This is a genomic window from Arthrobacter sp. A2-55, from assembly GCF_025548615.1.
Classification (GTDB): domain Bacteria; phylum Actinomycetota; class Actinomycetes; order Actinomycetales; family Micrococcaceae; genus Specibacter; species Specibacter silviterrae.
The window spans coordinates 23,992-42,513 of sequence record NZ_JAJLOZ010000038.1 but is presented as its reverse complement, the minus strand read 5'-3'; the positions used below and the strand labels follow the sequence as shown (position 1 = coordinate 42,513).

16 protein-coding genes and 1 pseudogene are annotated in these 18,522 nt (G+C 65.8%); 4 read left to right on the top strand and 13 right to left on the bottom strand.

Features of this window, described 5'->3' with window-relative positions; all coding sequences use genetic code 11:
- Window positions 1–1,134: beta-N-acetylglucosaminidase domain-containing protein (locus tag LPN03_RS11905; protein ID WP_262454362.1), on the bottom strand; the 1,134-nt coding region annotated here is incomplete at its 3' end.
- 326 nt (window positions 1,135–1,460) lie between these two features.
- On the opposite strand from LPN03_RS11905, the gene LPN03_RS11900 reads away from it, so the two are divergent.
- Entirely contained in the window at window positions 1,461–2,444 is a 984-nt protein-coding gene (locus tag LPN03_RS11900) for an LssY C-terminal domain-containing protein (protein WP_205678015.1), read from the top strand.
- On the opposite strand, the gene LPN03_RS11895 is transcribed toward LPN03_RS11900, so the two are convergent.
- The 3 genes from LPN03_RS11895 to LPN03_RS11885 form a co-directional block, all read right to left on the bottom strand.
- Window positions 2,428–4,455 carry a hypothetical protein gene (locus tag LPN03_RS11895; RefSeq protein ID WP_262454361.1) on the bottom strand — a complete coding sequence of 676 codons (2,028 nt, stop codon included), beginning with the start codon at window positions 4,453–4,455 and terminating at the stop codon, window positions 2,428–2,430. The two genes, LPN03_RS11900 and LPN03_RS11895, sit on opposite strands and share 17 nt — an antisense overlap.
- 101 nt (window positions 4,456–4,556) lie before the next feature.
- Complete coding sequence (locus LPN03_RS11890; protein ID WP_262454360.1) at window positions 4,557–6,143, bottom strand: ABC-F family ATP-binding cassette domain-containing protein; 1,587 nt, start codon at window positions 6,141–6,143, stop codon at window positions 4,557–4,559.
- Window positions 6,144–6,289: 146 nt separating this feature from the next.
- Window positions 6,290–6,667, bottom strand: a complete 378-nt coding sequence (locus tag LPN03_RS11885; RefSeq protein ID WP_165181027.1) for a VOC family protein — start codon at window positions 6,665–6,667, stop codon at window positions 6,290–6,292.
- A 125-nt stretch (window positions 6,668–6,792) separates the two neighbouring features.
- Here LPN03_RS11885 and LPN03_RS11880 point away from each other — a divergent pair, with 125 nt between their 5' ends.
- A complete protein-coding gene (locus LPN03_RS11880) occupies window positions 6,793–7,449 on the top strand; it encodes an IclR family transcriptional regulator (protein WP_262454359.1) in 657 nt (218 codons plus the stop codon).
- Between the two features lie 15 nt (window positions 7,450–7,464).
- Here LPN03_RS11880 and LPN03_RS11875 read toward each other — a convergent pair whose 3' ends face one another.
- The 9 genes and pseudogenes from LPN03_RS11875 to LPN03_RS11835 all read right to left on the bottom strand — a co-directional run bounded on the left by LPN03_RS11875 (window position 7,465) and on the right by LPN03_RS11835 (window position 16,097).
- Window positions 7,465–8,565, bottom strand: a complete 1,101-nt coding sequence (locus tag LPN03_RS11875) for an MFS transporter (protein WP_262454363.1) — start codon at window positions 8,563–8,565, stop codon at window positions 7,465–7,467.
- Between the two features lie 137 nt (window positions 8,566–8,702).
- A complete protein-coding gene (locus LPN03_RS11870) occupies window positions 8,703–9,281 on the bottom strand; it encodes an aromatic amino acid ammonia-lyase (RefSeq protein ID WP_262454358.1) in 579 nt (192 codons plus the stop codon).
- A pseudogene (locus tag LPN03_RS20950) lies at window positions 9,271–9,747 on the bottom strand (aromatic amino acid lyase); the annotation flags it as partial. The pseudogene LPN03_RS20950 and the gene LPN03_RS11870, both read right to left, overlap by 11 nt.
- Window positions 9,681–10,139 carry an aromatic amino acid lyase gene (locus LPN03_RS11860; RefSeq protein ID WP_205678019.1) on the bottom strand — a complete coding sequence of 153 codons (459 nt, stop codon included), beginning with the start codon at window positions 10,137–10,139 and terminating at the stop codon, window positions 9,681–9,683. The gene LPN03_RS11860 and the pseudogene LPN03_RS20950, both read right to left, overlap by 67 nt.
- A gap of 133 nt (window positions 10,140–10,272) precedes the next feature.
- On the bottom strand, window positions 10,273–11,736 hold the full coding sequence (locus LPN03_RS11855) for an aminopeptidase P family protein (RefSeq protein WP_240901703.1): 1,464 nt from the start codon (window positions 11,734–11,736) through the stop codon (window positions 10,273–10,275).
- The gene (locus LPN03_RS11850) at window positions 11,733–13,034 is read right to left on the bottom strand and encodes an alpha/beta fold hydrolase (protein WP_370875208.1); all 1,302 of its coding nucleotides are present in this window, start codon (window positions 13,032–13,034) and stop codon (window positions 11,733–11,735) included. The genes LPN03_RS11855 and LPN03_RS11850 overlap by 4 nt, the downstream gene beginning before the upstream one ends.
- Before the next feature lie 198 nt (window positions 13,035–13,232).
- Window positions 13,233–14,945 carry an ABC1 kinase family protein gene (locus tag LPN03_RS11845; RefSeq protein WP_165181029.1) on the bottom strand — a complete coding sequence of 571 codons (1,713 nt, stop codon included), beginning with the start codon at window positions 14,943–14,945 and terminating at the stop codon, window positions 13,233–13,235.
- Between the two features lie 5 nt (window positions 14,946–14,950).
- Window positions 14,951–15,490, bottom strand: coding sequence for a PadR family transcriptional regulator (locus LPN03_RS11840; RefSeq protein WP_165181030.1), 540 nt, complete (start codon window positions 15,488–15,490; stop codon window positions 14,951–14,953).
- Window positions 15,491–15,593: 103 nt separating this feature from the next.
- Window positions 15,594–16,097: a MarR family winged helix-turn-helix transcriptional regulator gene (locus LPN03_RS11835; RefSeq protein WP_205678020.1), complete on the bottom strand. Its 504-nt coding sequence runs from the start codon at window positions 16,095–16,097 to the stop codon at window positions 15,594–15,596.
- A 46-nt stretch (window positions 16,098–16,143) separates the two neighbouring features.
- Between LPN03_RS11835 and LPN03_RS11830 the strand changes: the two genes are divergently transcribed.
- On the top strand, window positions 16,144–17,610 hold the full coding sequence (locus LPN03_RS11830) for an MFS transporter (protein ID WP_262454357.1): 1,467 nt from the start codon (window positions 16,144–16,146) through the stop codon (window positions 17,608–17,610).
- 40 nt (window positions 17,611–17,650) lie between these two features.
- Window positions 17,651–18,496 (top strand): prolipoprotein diacylglyceryl transferase, encoded by an 846-nt coding sequence (gene lgt / locus LPN03_RS11825; protein ID WP_165181032.1) that lies wholly within the window; start codon window positions 17,651–17,653, stop codon window positions 18,494–18,496.
- The last annotated feature ends 26 nt before the right edge of the window (window positions 18,497–18,522 follow it).

Genomic DNA, 18,522 nt, shown 5'->3' with positions numbered 1-18,522 from the left:
GGAGCCGGCATAGTTGGTGGGGACCATCTGCAGGGCGCCGGCGTCGGGGTGTGTCTTGATGAACTGGGCATTGACAGCGTTAAGGTAGTAGGCCTGGGCATCGGCGAGTCCCTTGAAGTTCGTCTTGGGGAACATGGCCTTGTCAGCGGCGCACTGCAGGTACGGGGCAATGTCGTCCAGGGCGATGTAGAAGTCGCGGACGCCCAGCGAGTAGAGGGAGTCAAACTTGGCAACTGTCGAGTCCAGGTCCGCCTTGTTCGAGTAGCAGATGTCGTTGCCCGGTGAGAGCGCATACGTGAATTTCACGTGGTTTGCGGCGGCAGTGTCGATGAGTTCCTTCAGCTGCTGCTGTTCGGTCCCGGTGTACAGCTCACGCCACTGGGCACGGAGGAGGGGATCGTCTTTGGGCGAGTAGATGTAGGTGTTCATCTTCTGCTGGCCGTAAAAGGCGAACTGGTCCAGCCGGGCCTGGTGAGACCACGGGGTGCCGTAAAAGCCTTCCACCGTCCCGCGCACGCTCATGAGCGGCCAGTCCAGGACCCGGACCGGCGCGATCGCCTTTTTGTTGATGACCTGGCGGAGCGTTTGAACGGCGTAGAAGGTGCCGTTGTTGTCCGCACCGGCCAGCACCGCCGTGTCCAGGCCGTCGATGGAGCCGGTGGCCAGGACATAGCCTTCGGCGTGCGCCAGCGTCGGAGCGGCGTCGATGCCAAGCTTGCCCAGTGCGTCCTTCACGGTGGGGTTGTCCTGGGGCGTACCGAGGTAGATGACGCTGCCGTTCTTGATGTCCTGCGCGCCGGTCACGACATTGACGTTGTTGCCCTCGCCGCTTAGCAGCGTGGTTGCGGCCGTCACGGCCGCCTTGTCGGTGGTGCGCCCGACCACCAGAGTGACCCTGCCGTTCAGGGGTACTTCCCGGCCCTGTGCCGCCACGGATTGCGGCACCGGGTAGATGGCCGGCACCGCGGATGAGCCCGCGCTGCCCGCAGCCGTGGTGCCCGCAGCCTGGCCGTCCTCGGCCTGCCCGCCGGCCAGGGCCCCCGGAGCGGCGGTGAGGATGAGGGCGCCGGCCACCAGGGCCGCAGCCCCGGCCCCGGCAATGCGTTTGATGATTGGTGAATTCTCGAGTGTCATTGGATGTCCTTGGCTTTTGATTTCGCGCCAGTCGCGTGACCCGCGCCACTCAACCCAACCATGAGACATCGGATGAATCCAGCTCTATTCTCCGTTACTTGACAGATGTGACAACGCACGGCGCTGCCTGCCATGACTCATTTTCAGGCCCGGACATACCACCGGTGGCAGGTTGCCTTTAAAACGCGTGGCGCGCGGCTGACATCTTTTCACCTTCGTCGCTGCACCGCGCCGGAGACCCGTGCAGAAGTGTGTCACGGCCGGCAGCCGATATTACGCGCGGCTGGAGGGAGGACGAACAGCCGCCACGCGGCCATACTGGAGTGATGGATGCCAATTCCACCAGTGAACCCGACCGCAGAACTGGTGCCCGGGCCGGCGACAACACCGCACCGGTTGGCAGGGGCGCGCCGGGCGTCGGAGGTCCGGGGGCAGGCGCGCCGGGGGCCGGAGTGTCAGCCCCGGTTGTCCGCCGCCGTCGCCTGGAGAGCACGGCCCGTCTCTGGTTTCAAAGGGCCGTGTTCCTGCTCATCATTGTGGGAGCCGGCTGGCTGATCTACTTTCTCGTTGCCACGGAGGTTCGCGACCGGTTGCGCCAGCCGTGGCTTTTCATTGTCGTGTGGGTGTTGGCCGCCTATGTACTCCTGCCGCGCCTGAACCGCGTCCTGTCCGGACTGTATGTCCCCGACTATTTCATTGGCCGCACGCGCACCGTTGACGGCCTGCTCGGCGACCCGGTCAACCTGGCAGTGGTTGGCAGCACCGGGGAGCTTCGCCGGGCCATGCTGGCCGCCGGCTGGACCGAGCCGGATCCCGTCACGCTGCGCAGCAGCTGGCGGATCGCCAGGGATTCCGTGATGCGCCGCAGCTACCCCGCGGCGCCCGTGAGCCCGCTCTTTGTCTTCAGCCGCAAGCAAACCCTCGCCTTCGAGCTGGAAGTCGACGGCAGCCCGGCGCAGCGGCACCATGTCAGGTTCTGGTCCTGCCCCGAGGGCTGGAAGCTGCCCGGCGGCTTCGACGTCGACCTGGTGGGTGCAGCCACCTTTGACCGCCGGGTGGGCCTGTCTCTGTTTACCTTTCAAATCACTCACAAGATTGCCGAAAACACTGACCAGGAACGTGACCTGGTGGTGGCCGCCCTGGCCCGCGGCGGGGCTTCCGTCCACACCATCCGGCACTTCTCCACCGGCTACCACAGCCGCAACGGCGGCGGCGACGCCATTGAGACGGACGGGGACCTGCCCGTTGTCGTCGTCAGCCCCGCTCGCCAGGCTGGTGCGGCCGGCGCGGACGTCAATCTGCCAGGGTGAGTTTCTGCCAATTGCCTGACAAGGCAATGCGCGGACCCCAGTACCCCGTGTACACCGGGTAGTAATAGCGCGTACCGGTCGAGATGTTACGGGCGACCAAGCCCCTGCTGCCGGGTCTTGCGAATCCGAAAACCGGGCTCAGTGCGTCATACCCCTGCCACCCTGAGCCAATCACCCGGCGGGTCTCATAGACGATCTGCCCGGTGCCGTTGCCGCGATAGAGGAGCATCGCGCCGCTCGTTTGACGGACCAGGAGGTCGGGGCGGCCGTCGGCATCAAAGTCGAGCTGCGTGATCTTCAGGCCCGTCCAGCCATTTCCGATCTTCACGGCGGTCTGCACCGTTGTCCCGTGGGGGTTGGCCCAGTAATACAATCCCCCTGCACTGTTGGTGCCCACAAGCCACGGATAGGGTGCTTTCGTGGACCACTTGCCCACGGTGAGTGTTACGCCCTGCCACCCCTGGGAAGCGATGACCGGTCCGTATGCCAGTCCCCCGCCGGCTCCCAGGTAAACGTTCACCCTGCCGCTGTTCCACTGGACAAGCAGGTCGAGGACACCGTCGCTGTTCCAGTCCGTGACGTGCATGTCGCGGATGTTGGTGAAGCCATGGCCGATCTGTCGGGCAGGGCCGGACTTTTCGGCTCCGGCGGCTGGCACGTCAAAGAGCAGGCCGGACGGATTAGCGTAGACGGTGTCCGCAAGCGAGGTAATGGCGTGGACAGGCGGAGACGGCACTGGCGTCGGGGTTGGCGACGGCGTCGGGGTTGGGGTTGGCGTGGGTTGGGCCGCGCCGCCGGCAAACGCCGACACCCCTGCCGGAGTCCCCAGCCCGGTGGGCCCGTCGTATCCGACGGTGCTGGAGCACAGGTAGGCGCCGGAGCAGCTGCCGTTGCTTCCTGTCACAACGTCGTTGAGCTGCCCGGCATGGAGGTACGGGAATTGCGCCGGATTGCTGCCCGACGGCGGCACCCCGGCCATGGCGTACACGGCGGCTATCAAGGGTGCGGATGCACTGGTTCCCCCAACGACAGTCCAACCCGTGGCGGCGCTGTAAACGGCCAGCCCGGTTCCCGGGTCTGCCACGGCCGAAACGTCGGTGACGGTGCGGGTGGTGCAGCCGGCGTCAGCCTGCCACGCCGGCTTGGTGGAAGCATAGGAACAGCCACTGCCGGAGCCGGACCAGGCGCTTTCCGCCCACCCCCGGGCACTCGCATCCCGGCTCAGGCTGGTCCCGCCCACGGCCGTTACGTACGCGGACGCTGCTGGATATTCGGCGCCATAGCCAGTGTCGCCGGCGCTCGCGGTCACGGCGACGCCGGGGTGGTTGTAATAACCGTCAAAAGAGGAATCGAGGCTGCTGGACGGGGTCCCGTAGCTGTTGGAAACGGCCACTGCGCCCTTGGCGACTGCCATGTTCACGGCGGCGCCCAGGTCGGCAATCGAGGTGGTGTCGGCCTCCACCAGCAGGATGTTGCACAGCGGACACGCAGCAGAAACCATGTCCAGGTCCAGGCTGATTTCAGTGGACCAGCCCGCGTCGGCGTGCGGATAGGCCGCGCCGCCGCGCTGGTCAACCTTCGCAAAGCATCCGTTGGATGCCGTGCAACCAGGGAGTCCGAACTTGGCCCGGTAGGCGGCAAGGTCCGATTCCGCCGTTGGGTCATCGTAGGCGTCCACCACCGCCACCGTCACTCCGGCTCCAGCCGTTGCGGCCGGGAGTTTGTAGGCGGCCTGCAGGTCCGAGGGCGCATAGCCGTACGGCACGGTGGAAGCTGATGCGAGGGGGCCTCCGACATCCAGGTCCTTGACGGCGTCGCAGCTGGCATGGCCCCGCGTGGCGGGCGCACATACCGCCTGGTGCCGGTGGCCGGCCAGGGAGCGTGTGACGTTGCGGTGGCTGTCCGGGTGGACTGCCACCGACGGCGCGGAGGGGCCCGGCGGGGCGGGCGTTTGGGCACCGGCTGCAGTCCAGGCATACCCGGACAACACGATGGCAACAAGGGCGGCCATTGCCCTGGTCCGGGGTTTCCAGCGACGCGTTCCCCAGATAGTCACTAATTTGTCCTCTCAACGGGTCGGCAAGGCGGCACTCCTTGGGGCCGAGCTCCAGATTACCCCTGCCGGACCTCAATTTCGCCCTGGGAGTCGGGATTGAACACCAGCCGGCGGTTGGCAATCTTGTCAGTGAAGAAGCGGTCGTGGCTGACCACCACCACGGCCCCGGGGAAGTGCAGCAAGGCGCGCTCCATGACCTGCGTGCTGGACATGTCCAGGTGGTTGGTGGGTTCGTCAAGCACCAGCACCGAGGCGCCCGAGAGCAGGCACTGCGCCATGGCAACACGGGCCCGCTGCCCGCCGGAAAGCGCCCCGATGCGCTGCTTGAGGTCCGCCTCGGAGAACTGGAACATGGCCAGGAAGCGGTTCACGGACTTCTTCGTGGCGGTCAGGGCCAGGCTGTCCGGCATCGCGTTGACGGCGTGCGTGACGGTGTCCTCGGGATCCAGCTCATCCAAAACCTGGTTGTAGGAGACCAGCCCGCCGCCCTTGGCCCACGTGACGTGGCCTGAATCGGCAGGCTCCTCCCCCGTGAGGGCCCGCAAAAGTGTTGACTTGCCGGAACCGTTGGCGCCCAGGACCACAATCCTGTTGCCGCGGCGGATCTCAAAGCTGAGGTCGCTGAACAAGGTCCGGCCGGCATACGCCTTCGACAGCGACTCCACCCGGCAGAGCACATCCTTGACGTGCAGCCCGCCGTAGATCTCGGTGATGATCTTGTCCACGGGCCGCGGCGCACGAGATTTCTTGATCTTGGAGAGCTTGGAATCCAGCCCCTTGGACGCTGCCTTCGCCGCAGCCCGGCGGTCCGAAATCCCTTCCGCCTCAAACGCCAGCAGCTCGGATTCATGCACAAACTGGCTCTCCAGAGTCTTGAGCCGGAACTGCTTGGCCACCACGTACTCGCCAAAATTGCCGGGGTATTCGTGGAGGTGGAAGTTCTCCAGCTCGATGATCCGCGTGACCACCGAGTCCAGGAACCGCCGGTCGTGGGAGACGATGACGGCCGCCCCCTTGAAATTCTTGAACCAGCCTTCCAGCCATTCCACGCCGGCCACGTCCAGGTAGTTGGTGGGCTCGTCCAGCAGCAGCACATCCGGCGCCTCAAGCAGGATTTTCGCGAGGGCGGCCCGGTTGCGCCAGCCGCCGGAGAGCTCGTCGATGGCACAGGAACGGTGGGCCTCAGCGAAGCCCAGCGTGGTGAGGACCTTGTCGGTGGTGCGCTGGTAGTCCCAGCCGTCCAGCCGGTCCATGTCGGCAAACAGCTCCGCCTGGCGGTGGATGAGCCGGTCCAGCTCATCGGCGGGCTGGTCGGCCGCGAGCGCGGCGTCAATGCCGGCCAGCTCAGCTTCGACCTCCACCACGTGGGCAAAGACGTCCTGGAGCACCTCAAGGATGGTGGAGGCGCCGTTGAGCTCGGAGAACTGCGAAAAGTAGCCAATCTTTGTGCCCAGTTCCACAGCCACGGTGCCGGAATCCGGTTCCACCTGGTCCATGACCAGCTTGAGCAGCGTGGACTTTCCCGAGCCGTTGCGGCCGATCAGGCCCACCCGGTCTCCGCCGTCGAGCTTGAAAAACGCTTCCCGCAGCACCTGCATGTTGTCAAAGCGGACGGAGACATCGTTGAGGCGGATCAAGCTCATGGGTGTGGTCCTTGCGAGTGGGTTGGTGGCGGGCCCGGGAAGTTCACCCGCCCCCACTTTACCGGCAGGCAGCGCTGCCCAACGCACGACGGCGGCAGGCGCGTTGGGCGCCCAACCCGCCTGCCGCCGTCGTGCTTGAGGCGGATTTAGCCGTTGGGACGGCTGGGGATGTACTGCAGCGCCCACTTGTTGCCGTCGGGATCGGCAAAGTAGACAAAGTGGCCCCAGGCCTGGACGTCGATGTCGCTGACGTCCACACCGTTTGCCTTGAGTTGGCTGTGGGCGGCCTGGATGTCGCTGACAACGATCTGCATGTTCGGGGCTGTCCCGGCGGGCGCATCAGTGAGACCCTCGCCGATGCAGATGGAACACGCCGAGCCCGGCGGGGTCAGCTGCACAAAGCGGATGCCCTCGGTGGGGCGTTCGTCAAAGTCGGCGTTGAAGCCCACCTTGTTCACGTAGAAATCCTTGGCCCGGTCCACGTCGGAGACAGGCACAAACACCAATTCAAGTTTCCAGTCCATGGGTTTACGTTATTCCAGCTGCGGTCCGCTGGATAGGGCTGGGAACGGATTGCTGGAGGTGCCCGGCATTCGGAACTTCCCATTTACGTCTGTGATCACAGACGATAGGTGGCTAGCATGGTGGAGTGAACTCGCCTTCAGTGCCGCCACAGGTCCCCGCCGCAAAGAACGTGCTGTCCGTGCTGCGCTATGTGGCGTCACAGGGCGGTCCGGTGGGAGCCACGGCCATTTTACGGGACACAGGGCTGCCGCGCTCCACCACCTACCACCTGCTCACGGCCGTGATTGACGACGGCTTTGTAGTGCACCTGCCCGAGGAGCGCAAGTATGCGCTCGGCGTCACGGCCCATGAACTGGGGACCGGATACTCACGCCAGGCGCCCCTGCAACGCATTGCCCGATTCCCGATGGCGCAGCTGGTGGCACGCACCAAGCGCACCGCCCACCTGGCGGTCATGCACCGTCGGGAGGTCATCTACGTCATTGAAGAACAGGCCAAGCGGCAGACCGACCTCGTGACGGACGCCGGTGTCCGCCTGCCTGCGCACCTGACGGCAAGCGGGCGGGCCATGCTGGCGGCCATGTCCGCAGCCCAGCTGGCGGCGCTCTACCCCGGGCCGGAGGCGTTTCCAACACGGTATGAAAACGGCGTGCACTCTGTCGAGGCCCTGAATGAGCTGCTGGCGCGCACCGTGCAGCTGGAGGAACTCGCCGAACGGTGGCTGCCGGAGGTCAGGCGCTGCGCCGATGAAATATCCCGGCGCCTACGCCCCAGCAGCTGAACCGGATGTCCAGGGTCAGAACAGCTGTTCGCGCTGGGTTTCCGGGGCCCACATGACCGTCACAACCAGTCCGAGCAGCAGCACACCGCCCAGCCAGAACATGGTGCCGGGGATGCCCCAGCTGTCGAGGCTGAGAGGCAGCACAAACGTTCCGATGGCCGCCGCGATGCGGCTCAAGGCATTGAGAAGCCCGACGCCGGAGGCACGCAGCTGTGTGGGGAAGAGTTCCGGCGGGTACACCTGGGTGATGTTGGATCCTCCCGACATGACGAAGGTGTAGATGACGAACGGGATCATGACCACCAGGGCGGGGAGATTGCTGACCAGGCCCAGGACCAGCAGGGAGGTGGCAAGGATGCCAAAGGTCCAGATGGTGAACGAGCGCCGGCGCATCTTTTGCAAAAACCACAGCCCGACCACGCCGCCACCCAGCAGGAAAAGGTTGAGGAGCAGGTTCTGGAGGTTGTAGTCGGAGACGTTCAGGCCGGCGAGAATCGTGGGAACGCAGGTGTAGATGGCGAAGTACGGGAGAACCAGCGCACTGTAAAAAATGGCGCCGAATGCTGTCCGCTTCCACATGTTCCTGCTGAACAATTCCCGGTAGCGTGCGGAGTTGGACTCGACCTCGAATTCGCTCGGGTCCAGTTCCACCTGCAGGTACTTCCTCACAATTGTCCGTGCTTCCTCAATCCGTCCGCGGCTGATCAGCCAACCGGGCGATTCGGGGGTGCCGATCCGGACCACCAGCACCACCAGGGCCGGGATGGCGCCGCTTGCCAGCAGCCAGCGCCAGGCATCGGGACCGAAATCGATGTAGGCGCCCATGACATTGGCGACGACGTAACCCACTGTCCACAGGACGGTGAGCGAGGCCAGAATGAAGCCGCGCTGCTTGCGGGGTGCAAACTCGGACAGGAGGGTTGGCCCCACCGCGTAGTCGGCACCGAGGCCAAACCCGATGAGCAGGCGCAGGATGAAAAGGACGTCAACGTTTGGTGCCCAGAATAGCAGGGCGGATGCCACAGCAATCAGCACAAAGTTCAGGACATAAACGCGCTCGCGGCCGATGAGGTCACCGACCCGGCCCAGGATCAGGCTGCCGAAGAACAAGCCGATGAGTGCCGAGGGCGAAGCCGTCCGAGAAATTGGCCCCGAACGTCATGGCCGTGATTTTCAGGTGAAACCGGCCAAAGGGGATTTCATCCAGGGTGGGGCCAGCGGATTGTTGCACTTGCGGATTGGTCATGGCTGCCTTAGAGGTCGAATGAAAGCTGTAGCAAACCGGCGGCGGCAGCGAGGTCGCCGCTGAGCGGACGGTCAATCACGTCAGGATTGAAGCGGTTTTGTGCTTCCAGGAAGTACTGGCCCAAACTCGTGGTGTGGTCCATGGCCGCCCCGGTGAGGGAAACGGCGCGGGTTGCCGAGATCAATTCGCAGGCCAGGGCATCCGTTGCTGCGCGCAGGGCGTCCCGGAGCTGGTCGGCGGACTGCGCGGCAAGGCTGGCGTGGTCCTCGGTTCCCCGGGAAATGACTGTGACGCCCAATGACGCCGGCTGTGCTGCGGTCCGGAGCCTGGCAAGCGCGGCGGCGGAGTTGTACTCCAGGAGCATCACGCCGCTGCTGCCCGGCTCGCCGTCGGCCAGAAAAGAGTTGAGCCCGGTCATGCCGGGGTCGGAAAGGTTGTTCAGCTTGGCGCCGGACAGGTGGGCCACGCTGGCCAGTGCCAGTTTCGTGTGGTCCATGGCCAGGGCAAGCGGGAGGGCCGTGGAAATTTGCGTTGTGGAAGACGTCGCCGCCGTCCACGCTGTACAGCGGGTTCTCCGCCGACGCATTGATCTCAATGCCCAGCACCGAGGCCTGCGCGTCCAGGCTGGCACGGAGGGCCCCGGCCACCTGGGGCAGCGCGCGGAATCCGTAGGAGTCCTGGACCCGGGCAGCGGCCGGCGAGCTGCCCGCCAACAGTTCGCGCATCCGTTGCGCCACTTCGGCCTGGCCCGCCTGCGGGCGCGCCGCGTGGACGGCGGCGGAGAAGGGCTCCGTTGACCCCTTGACGGCAACCAGGGAAAGGGCGCTGGTCAGCAAATAGTGGTCCAACCAATTTTCGGCCTCGGCCAGGCCCAGGCATCCCTGCGCAACAGTCATGGCATTGGACTCGATGAAGGTAAGGGCATCACCGGTCACGGGCGTCCAGTAGCTGCGCACCTGGCCGTTTTCGAAGGGCACCTCCCCCATCAGCGCGAGGGCGATTTCAGCGAGCGCGGACAGGTCCGCCGTCCCAATGGCACCGTAGCCATGCACGCTCGGCACGTTGCCGTCGGCAAGGGCCCCGCAATGGCCGGGATGACATCGGGGTGGATCCCGGAGCCCCCGTTGAGCAGCTGGTTGAGCCTGACGATCATGGTGGCCCGCACCGTGCGCGTGGGGACCCCGGGACCCGAACCCGAAGCGTGGCTGCGCAGCAACCGGCGGTCCTGCTCAGTGGGGTTTCCCAGTGTCACGCTCCTGTTTGAGCCGACACCCGTGGTCCGCCCGTAAACGGGACGGCGCTGCGCGGAGGCCACAGCAAGCTCCCATGAGCGGCGGACCCTCTCCAGGGCGCCGGGAGCAATGGTGCTAGTCCACGGCGCCCCCGACAGGGAAACCAGCTCAAGGGCGCCCAGGCCGCTTCCGTCAAGAATTGCCTGGTTCATCGTCCTGCCCGCCAGTGGGTCCGTTGCGTAGTCATATATTCAATTTCCGGTGAATTCCGGCCCAACAACGGGGGTGAAGTGAATCACGCGTCTGTGATGGCAGACGTTGAGGCACAATCGGGCCGGTGCCGGCTCAGGCCCCCTGGACGCGCGCCATCCACGCCTCAATCCCGGCAGCGTCCAGCGGCAGGGCGTCGGAGATGACGTTGGAGCCCGTTTCAGTGACCACAATGTCGTCCTCCAGGCGCACGCCGATGCCGCGCAGTTCCGGCGGAAGCGTGAGGTCGTGCTCGTGGAAGTACAGGCCGGGCTCCACCGTGAGCACCATGCCGGGCACCATGGGCGAGCCCTGGTAGCTTTCGTAGCTGGACTGGGCGCAATCGTGGCAGTCCAGGCCCAGGTGGTGGCCCACCCCGCACACCAGGTACCGGCGGTGGTGCTGGCCCTTGGGCGAGAGTGCCTCATCCACGGACACCGGCAGCAGGCCCCAGTCGTTGAGGCCGTTGGCGATGACTTCCATGCAGGCATCGTGGAAATCGGCAAAGTACTTCCCGGGCCCCACCTGGGCCAGGCCTGCCCGGTGCGACTTCTCCACCAGGTCGTGGACCTGGCGCTGGATGGGGCTGTACGTCCCGGAGCCCGGGAACGTGCGGGTGACGTCGGCCGTGTAGAAGCTCTTCGCTTCGACTCCCATGTCCAGCAGCAGCACCTTGTCCTCCAGGACGGGACCGTCGCACCGCACCCAGTGCAGCGTCGGGGCGTGCTTGCCGCTGCCCACGATGGTTGCGTAGCCCACGCCGTTGCCGTGCGTGCGCGCGTGCCGGTCAAAGGTGCCCTGCAGCCAGCGCTCCCCTCCCGCCTTGATGGCGGTGGGGATTTCGCGCACGACGGCGGCAAAGCCGTCCACGGTGTGATCGACAGCCTCGCGCAGCTGGGCGATTTCCCAGTCGTCCTTGACCATCCGCAGCGTGGAGAGCACCTGCCCGAGCCGGCCGCCGTCGAGCCCGTGGCGGCTGCGCACATCGGCGGCCAGGGCCCCGGCGGCAAGCGTGCCGGAGCCGGCGCGCATGGCGGAACTGATGCCGGCGTCGAGCTCGGCTAGCGGCTTGACCGGCAGGGACAGCGCCTGCGCCCAGTCGGAAAAGTCGGGGGCGGAGCCGACCCACATCTCGCCATGGGCGGCGTTGGTGAAGAACTGGGGGTCGCCGGCGTAGAAGGGGGCCGGAATGTACACAGTGGCGTCGTGGGCGGCCCCGGAGGGGGTCATGACCAGCACGGCACCTTCGACGGCGGCACCCGTCAGCCAGTAGAAATCCGAATCCGGGCGGAAGTCATAGTAGGTGTCGTTGGCCCGGACGGGGGCGCGGCCGGCGCCAATCACCAGCGCCTGTCCGGGAAATTCCGCGGAAAGACGCGCCCGGTGGTGACCGGCCGCCGCGGCCGCGCCGGCCACCACGGGAGGGGTGCGGTCAGGGGTCCCCCACCCCTGGCCCATGTACTCCGTAAAGGCCTCGACGTTGGCAAGCTTCGGCAGGCGAGGGTCCGGGGTGGCCGGGGCAGGCATGGATCGGGTGGTCACTGCATCACTTGCGGTCATTTCGATATTCCTCCGCCCAACTGGGCAATAGTGTCTTTCAAATAGGCAAAAACTTTGGCATCGCCGATGCCGTCGTGTTCAAATTCATTGGTCACCCAGGCATGCGTGTTGCCGACGACGGCCGCCGTGTCCAGTTGCAGCCCGGCATCCACGTACATGTCGTCAAAGTAGACGGCCGCGGCCACCGGGACCTCGTTGGCGGCCAGCCGTTCCACGTCATACAGCAAACTGTTGCTTTCACGGCGGGCCAGCTCGTTCACGGCAGCTGCGAAGGGGCGCAGCAGGCGGATCTCCTCAAACATCCAGGGAAACATCATCTCACCGGTGAACAGCAGTGGCCGCGCCGTCTCGGCGAAGTCCGGATGCCGCCCCAGTTCGGCCTGTGCCGCCCATCCCGTGGGACCGTTGTCGCCATGGGCGTAAATGCTCTCCTGCATGGCAGCAAACAGCGGGTTGTCGGCAAAGGAGGTGCGTGCCAGCACCTGGGCCAGGAAGCCGTCGCTGAGCCGGTCGCCGTCGTCGTCGGCAAACGCCTCATCCAACAGCCAGTGCATGCGCTCAAAGCCCGGCTTCATGCCAAAGTCGATGCCGAGCGACTGGAAGCGCCGCACGCTCAGCGTGTCGCCGTCGGGGAGCAGCACCCTGCCGGCGGCCAGGCGGTCCGCAATGCGGGACACCAGCGCCAGGTCATCCGGGTAGCGGGCGTAATACTCCCTGTTTTTGCCGCGGGTGCGCGGAAAAGTGCGCCGGTAGACTTCGGCGGCGTCCGGAGCGATGCTGGCCAAGCCGCCCGTGACGTAGCACGCGCTCAGGCCCTCGGGCGCCTGGGACAGGTAAGTCAGGGTCAGGAATCCGCCGTAGCTTTGCCCCAGCGTTGACCAGCGGCGGCCTCCATAGAGGGTTTTGCGCAGGTGTTCGGCGTCGGCCACGATCGAGTCGGCGCGGAAGTGCTGCAAGAAGTCGGCCCCGGCTGAGGCGGTGTCGAAGCGGGAGATGACGGTTCCATCCACCCGGCTGCTGCGCCCGGTGCCGCGCTGGTCCAGCAGCAGCACGCGGTGGGTTTTCAGCGCTTCATCGATCCACCCTTCCCGCCGGGGCGGGCGCGGGCCCTTGCCGCCGGGCCCGCCCTGCAGGAACACCATGACGGGCAGCTGCTCATGCCGGTGCTCGGCGTCCACCAGTTCCCGTGCAAAGACGGAAATGGTTGCGGTGTTGTTGGCATTGAACCAGTCCAAGGGAACGGTCACCCGATGGTCGGTCACCGCCATTCCAGGAATGATGTATTGGCTCACGATCACGTGTGTTGCGCCCCTTCTCGTTGTTCTTTCAGGCACTGCCATGCCTGCCGCCGTAGTCCGCAGCATGGCCGAAATGCAACTCACCAGCAGCCCGAAGTAATATATGACATGTTACACGCGGGCAGCGAGGGACAGGTGAAATTTTTTGCGCCCGCCGGGCGGCTTGGCCGGCTGGCGAACCCTCCAGCCCGCCGCCGCTCACCTGCGGCGGCGCCCCGCAGCCAGGGCGAATAGCAGCGGCACCACCGAGGCGGCCATCAGTACGTTGCCGAACACCAGATCATTGGCGCGCACTATGGAACCGGCGATCAGCAGAGCACCGAATATAAGCGCCGACGCCACTCGCTGCGCCATGCGGATCAGCCGTGCCACCTGCCGTTCCAAGCGCGGGGTGGCCACCGACAGTGACCCGTCTTCGATGCGGGTGACCAGCCCGTCCAGCCGCTTGGGGAGGCGCAGGGCAACGGACGCGGCGTCCAACGCCTGCCCCGCCACGTCCTTGGCAAGGTTCCCGCGTTCGTCGCGCAGCAGCTTGGCCGCGTAAGGCTCCACCGAGTCCCACAGGTTGAAGCCGGGGTCCAGCGAGCTGCACACGCCGGACGTCAGGGACATGGCGCGGATAATGAGCAGGAAATTCTCCGGCAGTTGAAACGGCAGCGAACGGACCACGTCGCCAAACTCCACCGCAAAATCACGGAATTCCCGCTGGTCCACCTCGCGGAGCTCGGCGAAGCCCATCCCGCCAAACCTCGCGAAAAGTTGCGTCATCGCCCGCTCCAGCCCGGCCGTGTCGGCGGACGGCACCAGCACCCCGATGTCGCTGATTGCGGCCACCAGCCCCTTGCCGTCCCGGGCGGCGGCCGCGATCAACAGCTTGCGCAGACCGCTGCGCGTTTTCGGCGGCACCTCCCCCATCATGCCGAAGTCGATGAACGTCAGCTTCCATGGATGCTCCGAGGATGCGTCGCCATTCGGGGTGATGAAGATGTTGCCCGGGTGTGGATCGGCATGGAAAAAGCCGTTGGTGAACAACTGGTCAAACATGACCGAGGCAAATACCGGGGCCACCTCCGCGGGATCGATTCCCGCCGCCCGCAGTCCTTCCGCATCAGTGATCTTGATTGCCGTGACATCTTCCAGCGTGAGTACGCGGCGGGTGGTCCGCTCCCACACCACGCCGGGGACCGCCACCCTGTTGTCGCCGTCGAACTCGGCGGCAAAGCGTTCAGCGTTGGCAGCCTCATGCAGGTAGTCGATTTCCTCGAGGCTGGTCTGCGCAAACTCCTCGACCAGGGCAGGCACATTGGCGCGATTCGCGACAAGGCGGATGCGGCTGAGCCAGCCGCCCACCTTGCGCAGTGCGGCGAGGTCGACGGCGACAATCGCGTCAATGCCCGGCCGCTGGACTTTGACAACCACGCTCTCCAGCCCGGTGTTTGCGGCGTCCCCGGAAAGGAGTTTTGCCCCGTGGGCCTGCCCCAGGGATGCGGCGGCAATGGGGGTTGCCTCCACCGAGGTGAAAACCACGTCCAGCGGTGAGCCCAATTCCTCCTCCGCGAGGGCACGGATTGCCGGGAATGGCACGGGCGGCACCTCATCCTGGAGGCCTTCGAGCTCAGCGGTGATTTCCGGCGGGAGCACATCCAGCCGGGAGGACATGAACTGCCCCACCTTGATCATCAAGCCGCCAAGCTCCACCGCGAGGACGTGGAAGCGGCGCGCGAAACGTTGCATCCTCCTCCCCCGGTTACGTTCTGCAAGGCGGCGCAAGCCGATCCGGGGAAGGAGCAGTTCAAACCACCAGGTCACCGCAAGATGCCACGCGGCAAAGCGCAGGATGCGTCGGTAGCGGGCACGGGTGCCGGCGGCACCGGGAACCGGATCAGCACTGCCGCGTTGAACCGAAGGCACCCCCGTCAGTCCTGGGCGAGAATCGCGTACAGGCGGCGGCGGGCCTCTTCCAGCACTGTCACGGCCTCCTGCACCTGCTTCCGTGTACCGGTGCGGCCCACCTGGGCAGCGGCCTGGGCAAGCTCGACGCCGGCCTTCGGCAGCGCCGCAAAGCCGGGGCCCGACGCCGGTGCAGAGTCCCAGGGCGCGGCCGTTTCGGCACTCGCCACTTCCTCCCGCCCCGCTTCCGTCAGCGAATAAATCTTCCGGCCGTTGGACTCCTCCGAGCTGACCAGCCCTTCATCGGCCAGCAGTTGCAGCGTCGGGTAGACCGAACCGGCGCTGGGCTTCCAGCTGCCGCCGCTGCGCTCCTCGATTTCGTGGATGATCTGGTAGCCGTGCATGGGGCGCTCAGCCAGCAGGGCCAGCACGGCAGAGCGCAATTCGCCCCGCCCGGCACGGGTGCCCGAGCGCTTCTCGAACCGTGACCGGAACTCCTCAACGGCCTGCCACATGCCATCGAGGTTGCCGCCCATAAACCCGCCCGCAGGGAATGAATCATGCATGATGCTCTCCTTGGTCGATTGCGAACGATACTAAACGATAGCTAACGATATACCCGATGGAGGGTGCCAGACAATGGTTTTTGGGAGTGCGGCCGGGCCGGTGTCAGGCGTCGGCCGAATCGTCCGTCTCAAGGAGGGCGGCAAGCTCCGAGAGCGCGGGGATGGCCTCCTCGATGAGTGTTTGGCGGTTGCGCGGCAGCTGGGACAAGGCATTGGCCACGCGGCGTTCATTGGCGTTTTGCCATGACTGCAGCAGTTGGGTCCCGGTCCCCGTCAGCCGCAGGTTTTGGGCACGCCTGTCCCCGGGGCGGGGTGTGCGGCTGACCAAATCAGAAAGCACCATCTGCTGGATCAGGTTGCTGACGGTGTTCGTGGCCAGGCGCTGTCGCGCAGCAAGCTCGCTAACGCCCAGGTCAGGTTCATCCGCGAGCCGCTGGAGGATTTCCACCTGCGCCATGGGCAGGGACTCCCAGGGGAACTCGTGGCGGACGCTCGAACGCAGGACCCGCCGCAACCGGGTGATGACGTCGGTGAGGGACCAGGCATCCCCCACTGCCTGCAGGGGTTCACCGGGAGGCTCAGGAAGCGCTGCTGCCATATTGGTCATGGCCCCATGTTATCTCCCTTGATATTTTCTGACATAGAATAGTTCTATGTCAGAACAACATTTCCGGGAGGTTCCCGGCCCCAGAGCGTGGTGGGAACGGCTGTTTCATGAACCCGCCAGGCCGGACTGGGTGCGGCGCAGGCCCTCGGCGCCCTGGCTGGTGGTCGCGACAGTGTGCATAGGCGCTTTCATGGGCCAGCTGGACGCGAGCATCGTGACGCTCGCGATTCCCAGCATCAAGACGGACATGAACGCCTCCCTGGCCCAGGTTGAATGGGTCGCCCTGATTTACCTGCTGGTCCTGGTGGGAAGCATCTCAGCCATCGGCCGCCTCGCTGACATGCTGGGCCGCAAGCTGCTGTACACCTACGGGTTCGCGCTCTTCACCCTGGCATCGCTGGCATGCGCCCTGGCCCCGGACATCACCTGGCTGCTGGTGGCCCGCGCAGTCCAGGCAGTCGGCGCGGCAATGCTGCAAGCCAACAGCGTCGCGCTGATACGCACCAGCATGCCGGCGGGCAAGCTCGGCCAGGCGATCGGCCTGCAGGGCGCCGCCCAGGCAGTGGGACTGGCCATGGGCCCCTCCGTAGGCGGCCTCCTGGTCGGAGCCGGAGGCTGGCGCTGGGTGTTCTTCGTCAACATCCCGGCCGGCATCATCGGCGTCGTGCTCGGATGGTACCTGCTCCCCCGCACCCGGATCAAAGCTCCCAAGGTACGGCTCGACTGGGCCGGGCTGCTACTGCTCCTGCCGGCGGCAGGCGCGCTCCTGCTGACTCTTTCCGAGACATCACGCATCGGATTCGACAACCCCGTGGCGGTGGGCTTGCTGGCCGCCTCCCTGGTCCTCTTCACAGCATTCATCTTCTGGGAAAAGCGGGCCCCCCACCCCCTGGTCGACCTGGGGCTCTTCCGGACCGGAACCTTCTCCCGCGGCATCTCCACCGGGCTGATGAGCTATTTGGTCCTCTTCGGCGTGCTCTTCGTCACGCCGTTATATCTGGAAGCCGCGCACTCAATGCCGCCCGGGAAGGCCGGACTGTTGCTGACCATCCTGCCCATCGGGCTGGCACTGATAGCGCCGCTGGCCGGAACATTGGCGGACCGGCTCGGGCCCCGGGTCCCCACCTCCGCCGGCATGTGCCTGGCGGCCGCTTCCTTGGCGGTGCTGGCCTTCTCCGGCGGAAACCTCTGGCTCGCCGGCACCGCGTTGGGTGGAATTGGGCTGGGCCTGGGATTGTTCACCCCCGCCAACAATGCCACCGTTGCCGCAGCCGGCCACACGAACCAGGCCGGCATGGTCAGCGGGGTGATGAACATGACCCGCGGCGTCGGCACGTCCCTGGGCGTGGCGTTCGGAGCCGTCCTTTACGTCCTGGCATCCGGCCCCGCATCAGCCGTCGGCCATGCCGCCGCTTCCAGCGCCGGATTCCAACTCGCCGTCGGAGCATTCGCCGCCGTCGCCCTGTTCGGCGCCATCCTGGCCGCCTTCGGGAAACGGCAGGCCGCCCCATGACGGCCAAACGCTGCGTCCTTCCCCTGCCGAACGGAACCCCATGAGCCCGACGAGCTACATCCCGTCCCCGACGGTCAATGCCTTTCACCTTGGCCCGCTGACCATACACTTTTATGCCCTGTGCATCATCGCCGGCATCGTGGTCGCCGTCTGGCTCGGATCACGGCGCTGGATCGCCAGGGGCGGCCTCCCCGGACAGGTGGTGGACATCTGCTTCTGGGCCGTGCCCGGCGGCATCATCGGCGGCCGGCTGTACCATGTCATCACCGATCCCGAACTGTACTTCCTGCCCGGACGCAATCCGTGGAATGCCTTCGCCATCTGGGACGGCGGGCTCGGCATCTGGGGAGCCATCGCCCTGGGCTGTGTGGGTGCCTGGATTGGGTGCCGCCGGGCCGGCGTCTCCCTCATCGCGTTCCTGGATGCCGTCGCCCCAGGCGTGATTTTCGCCCAGGCACTCGGGCGGTGGGGAAATTGGTTCAACAACGAACTCTTCGGCGATCCAACTTCACTGCCCTGGAAACTTCAAATCCACCAGATGGACCTGTCCGCCGGAACCGCGGCCACGGACGCTTCCGGACATGCCATCGTCCTCGGCTACTACCAGCCGACATTCCTCTACGAATCACTCTGGTGCCTGGTGGTTGGGCTGGCGCTGATCGCCCTGGACCGGCGCTTCAAGCTCGGCGCCGGCAGCGTCTTCGCCCTGTACGCTGCCGCCTACACGGCCGGCCGGTTTGTTTTCGAACTCATGCGCTCCGATTACGCAAACCTGATTCTTGGCCTCAGGGTCAACACCTGGGTTGCCGGACTGATCTGCCTGGCCGCCGCCACGGCGTTCCTGGTGCTACGCAAACGTCCACGCTCCAGAGCCTTCAAGTCATAGCCCCGCCGGCGGAGATCGGGTACAAC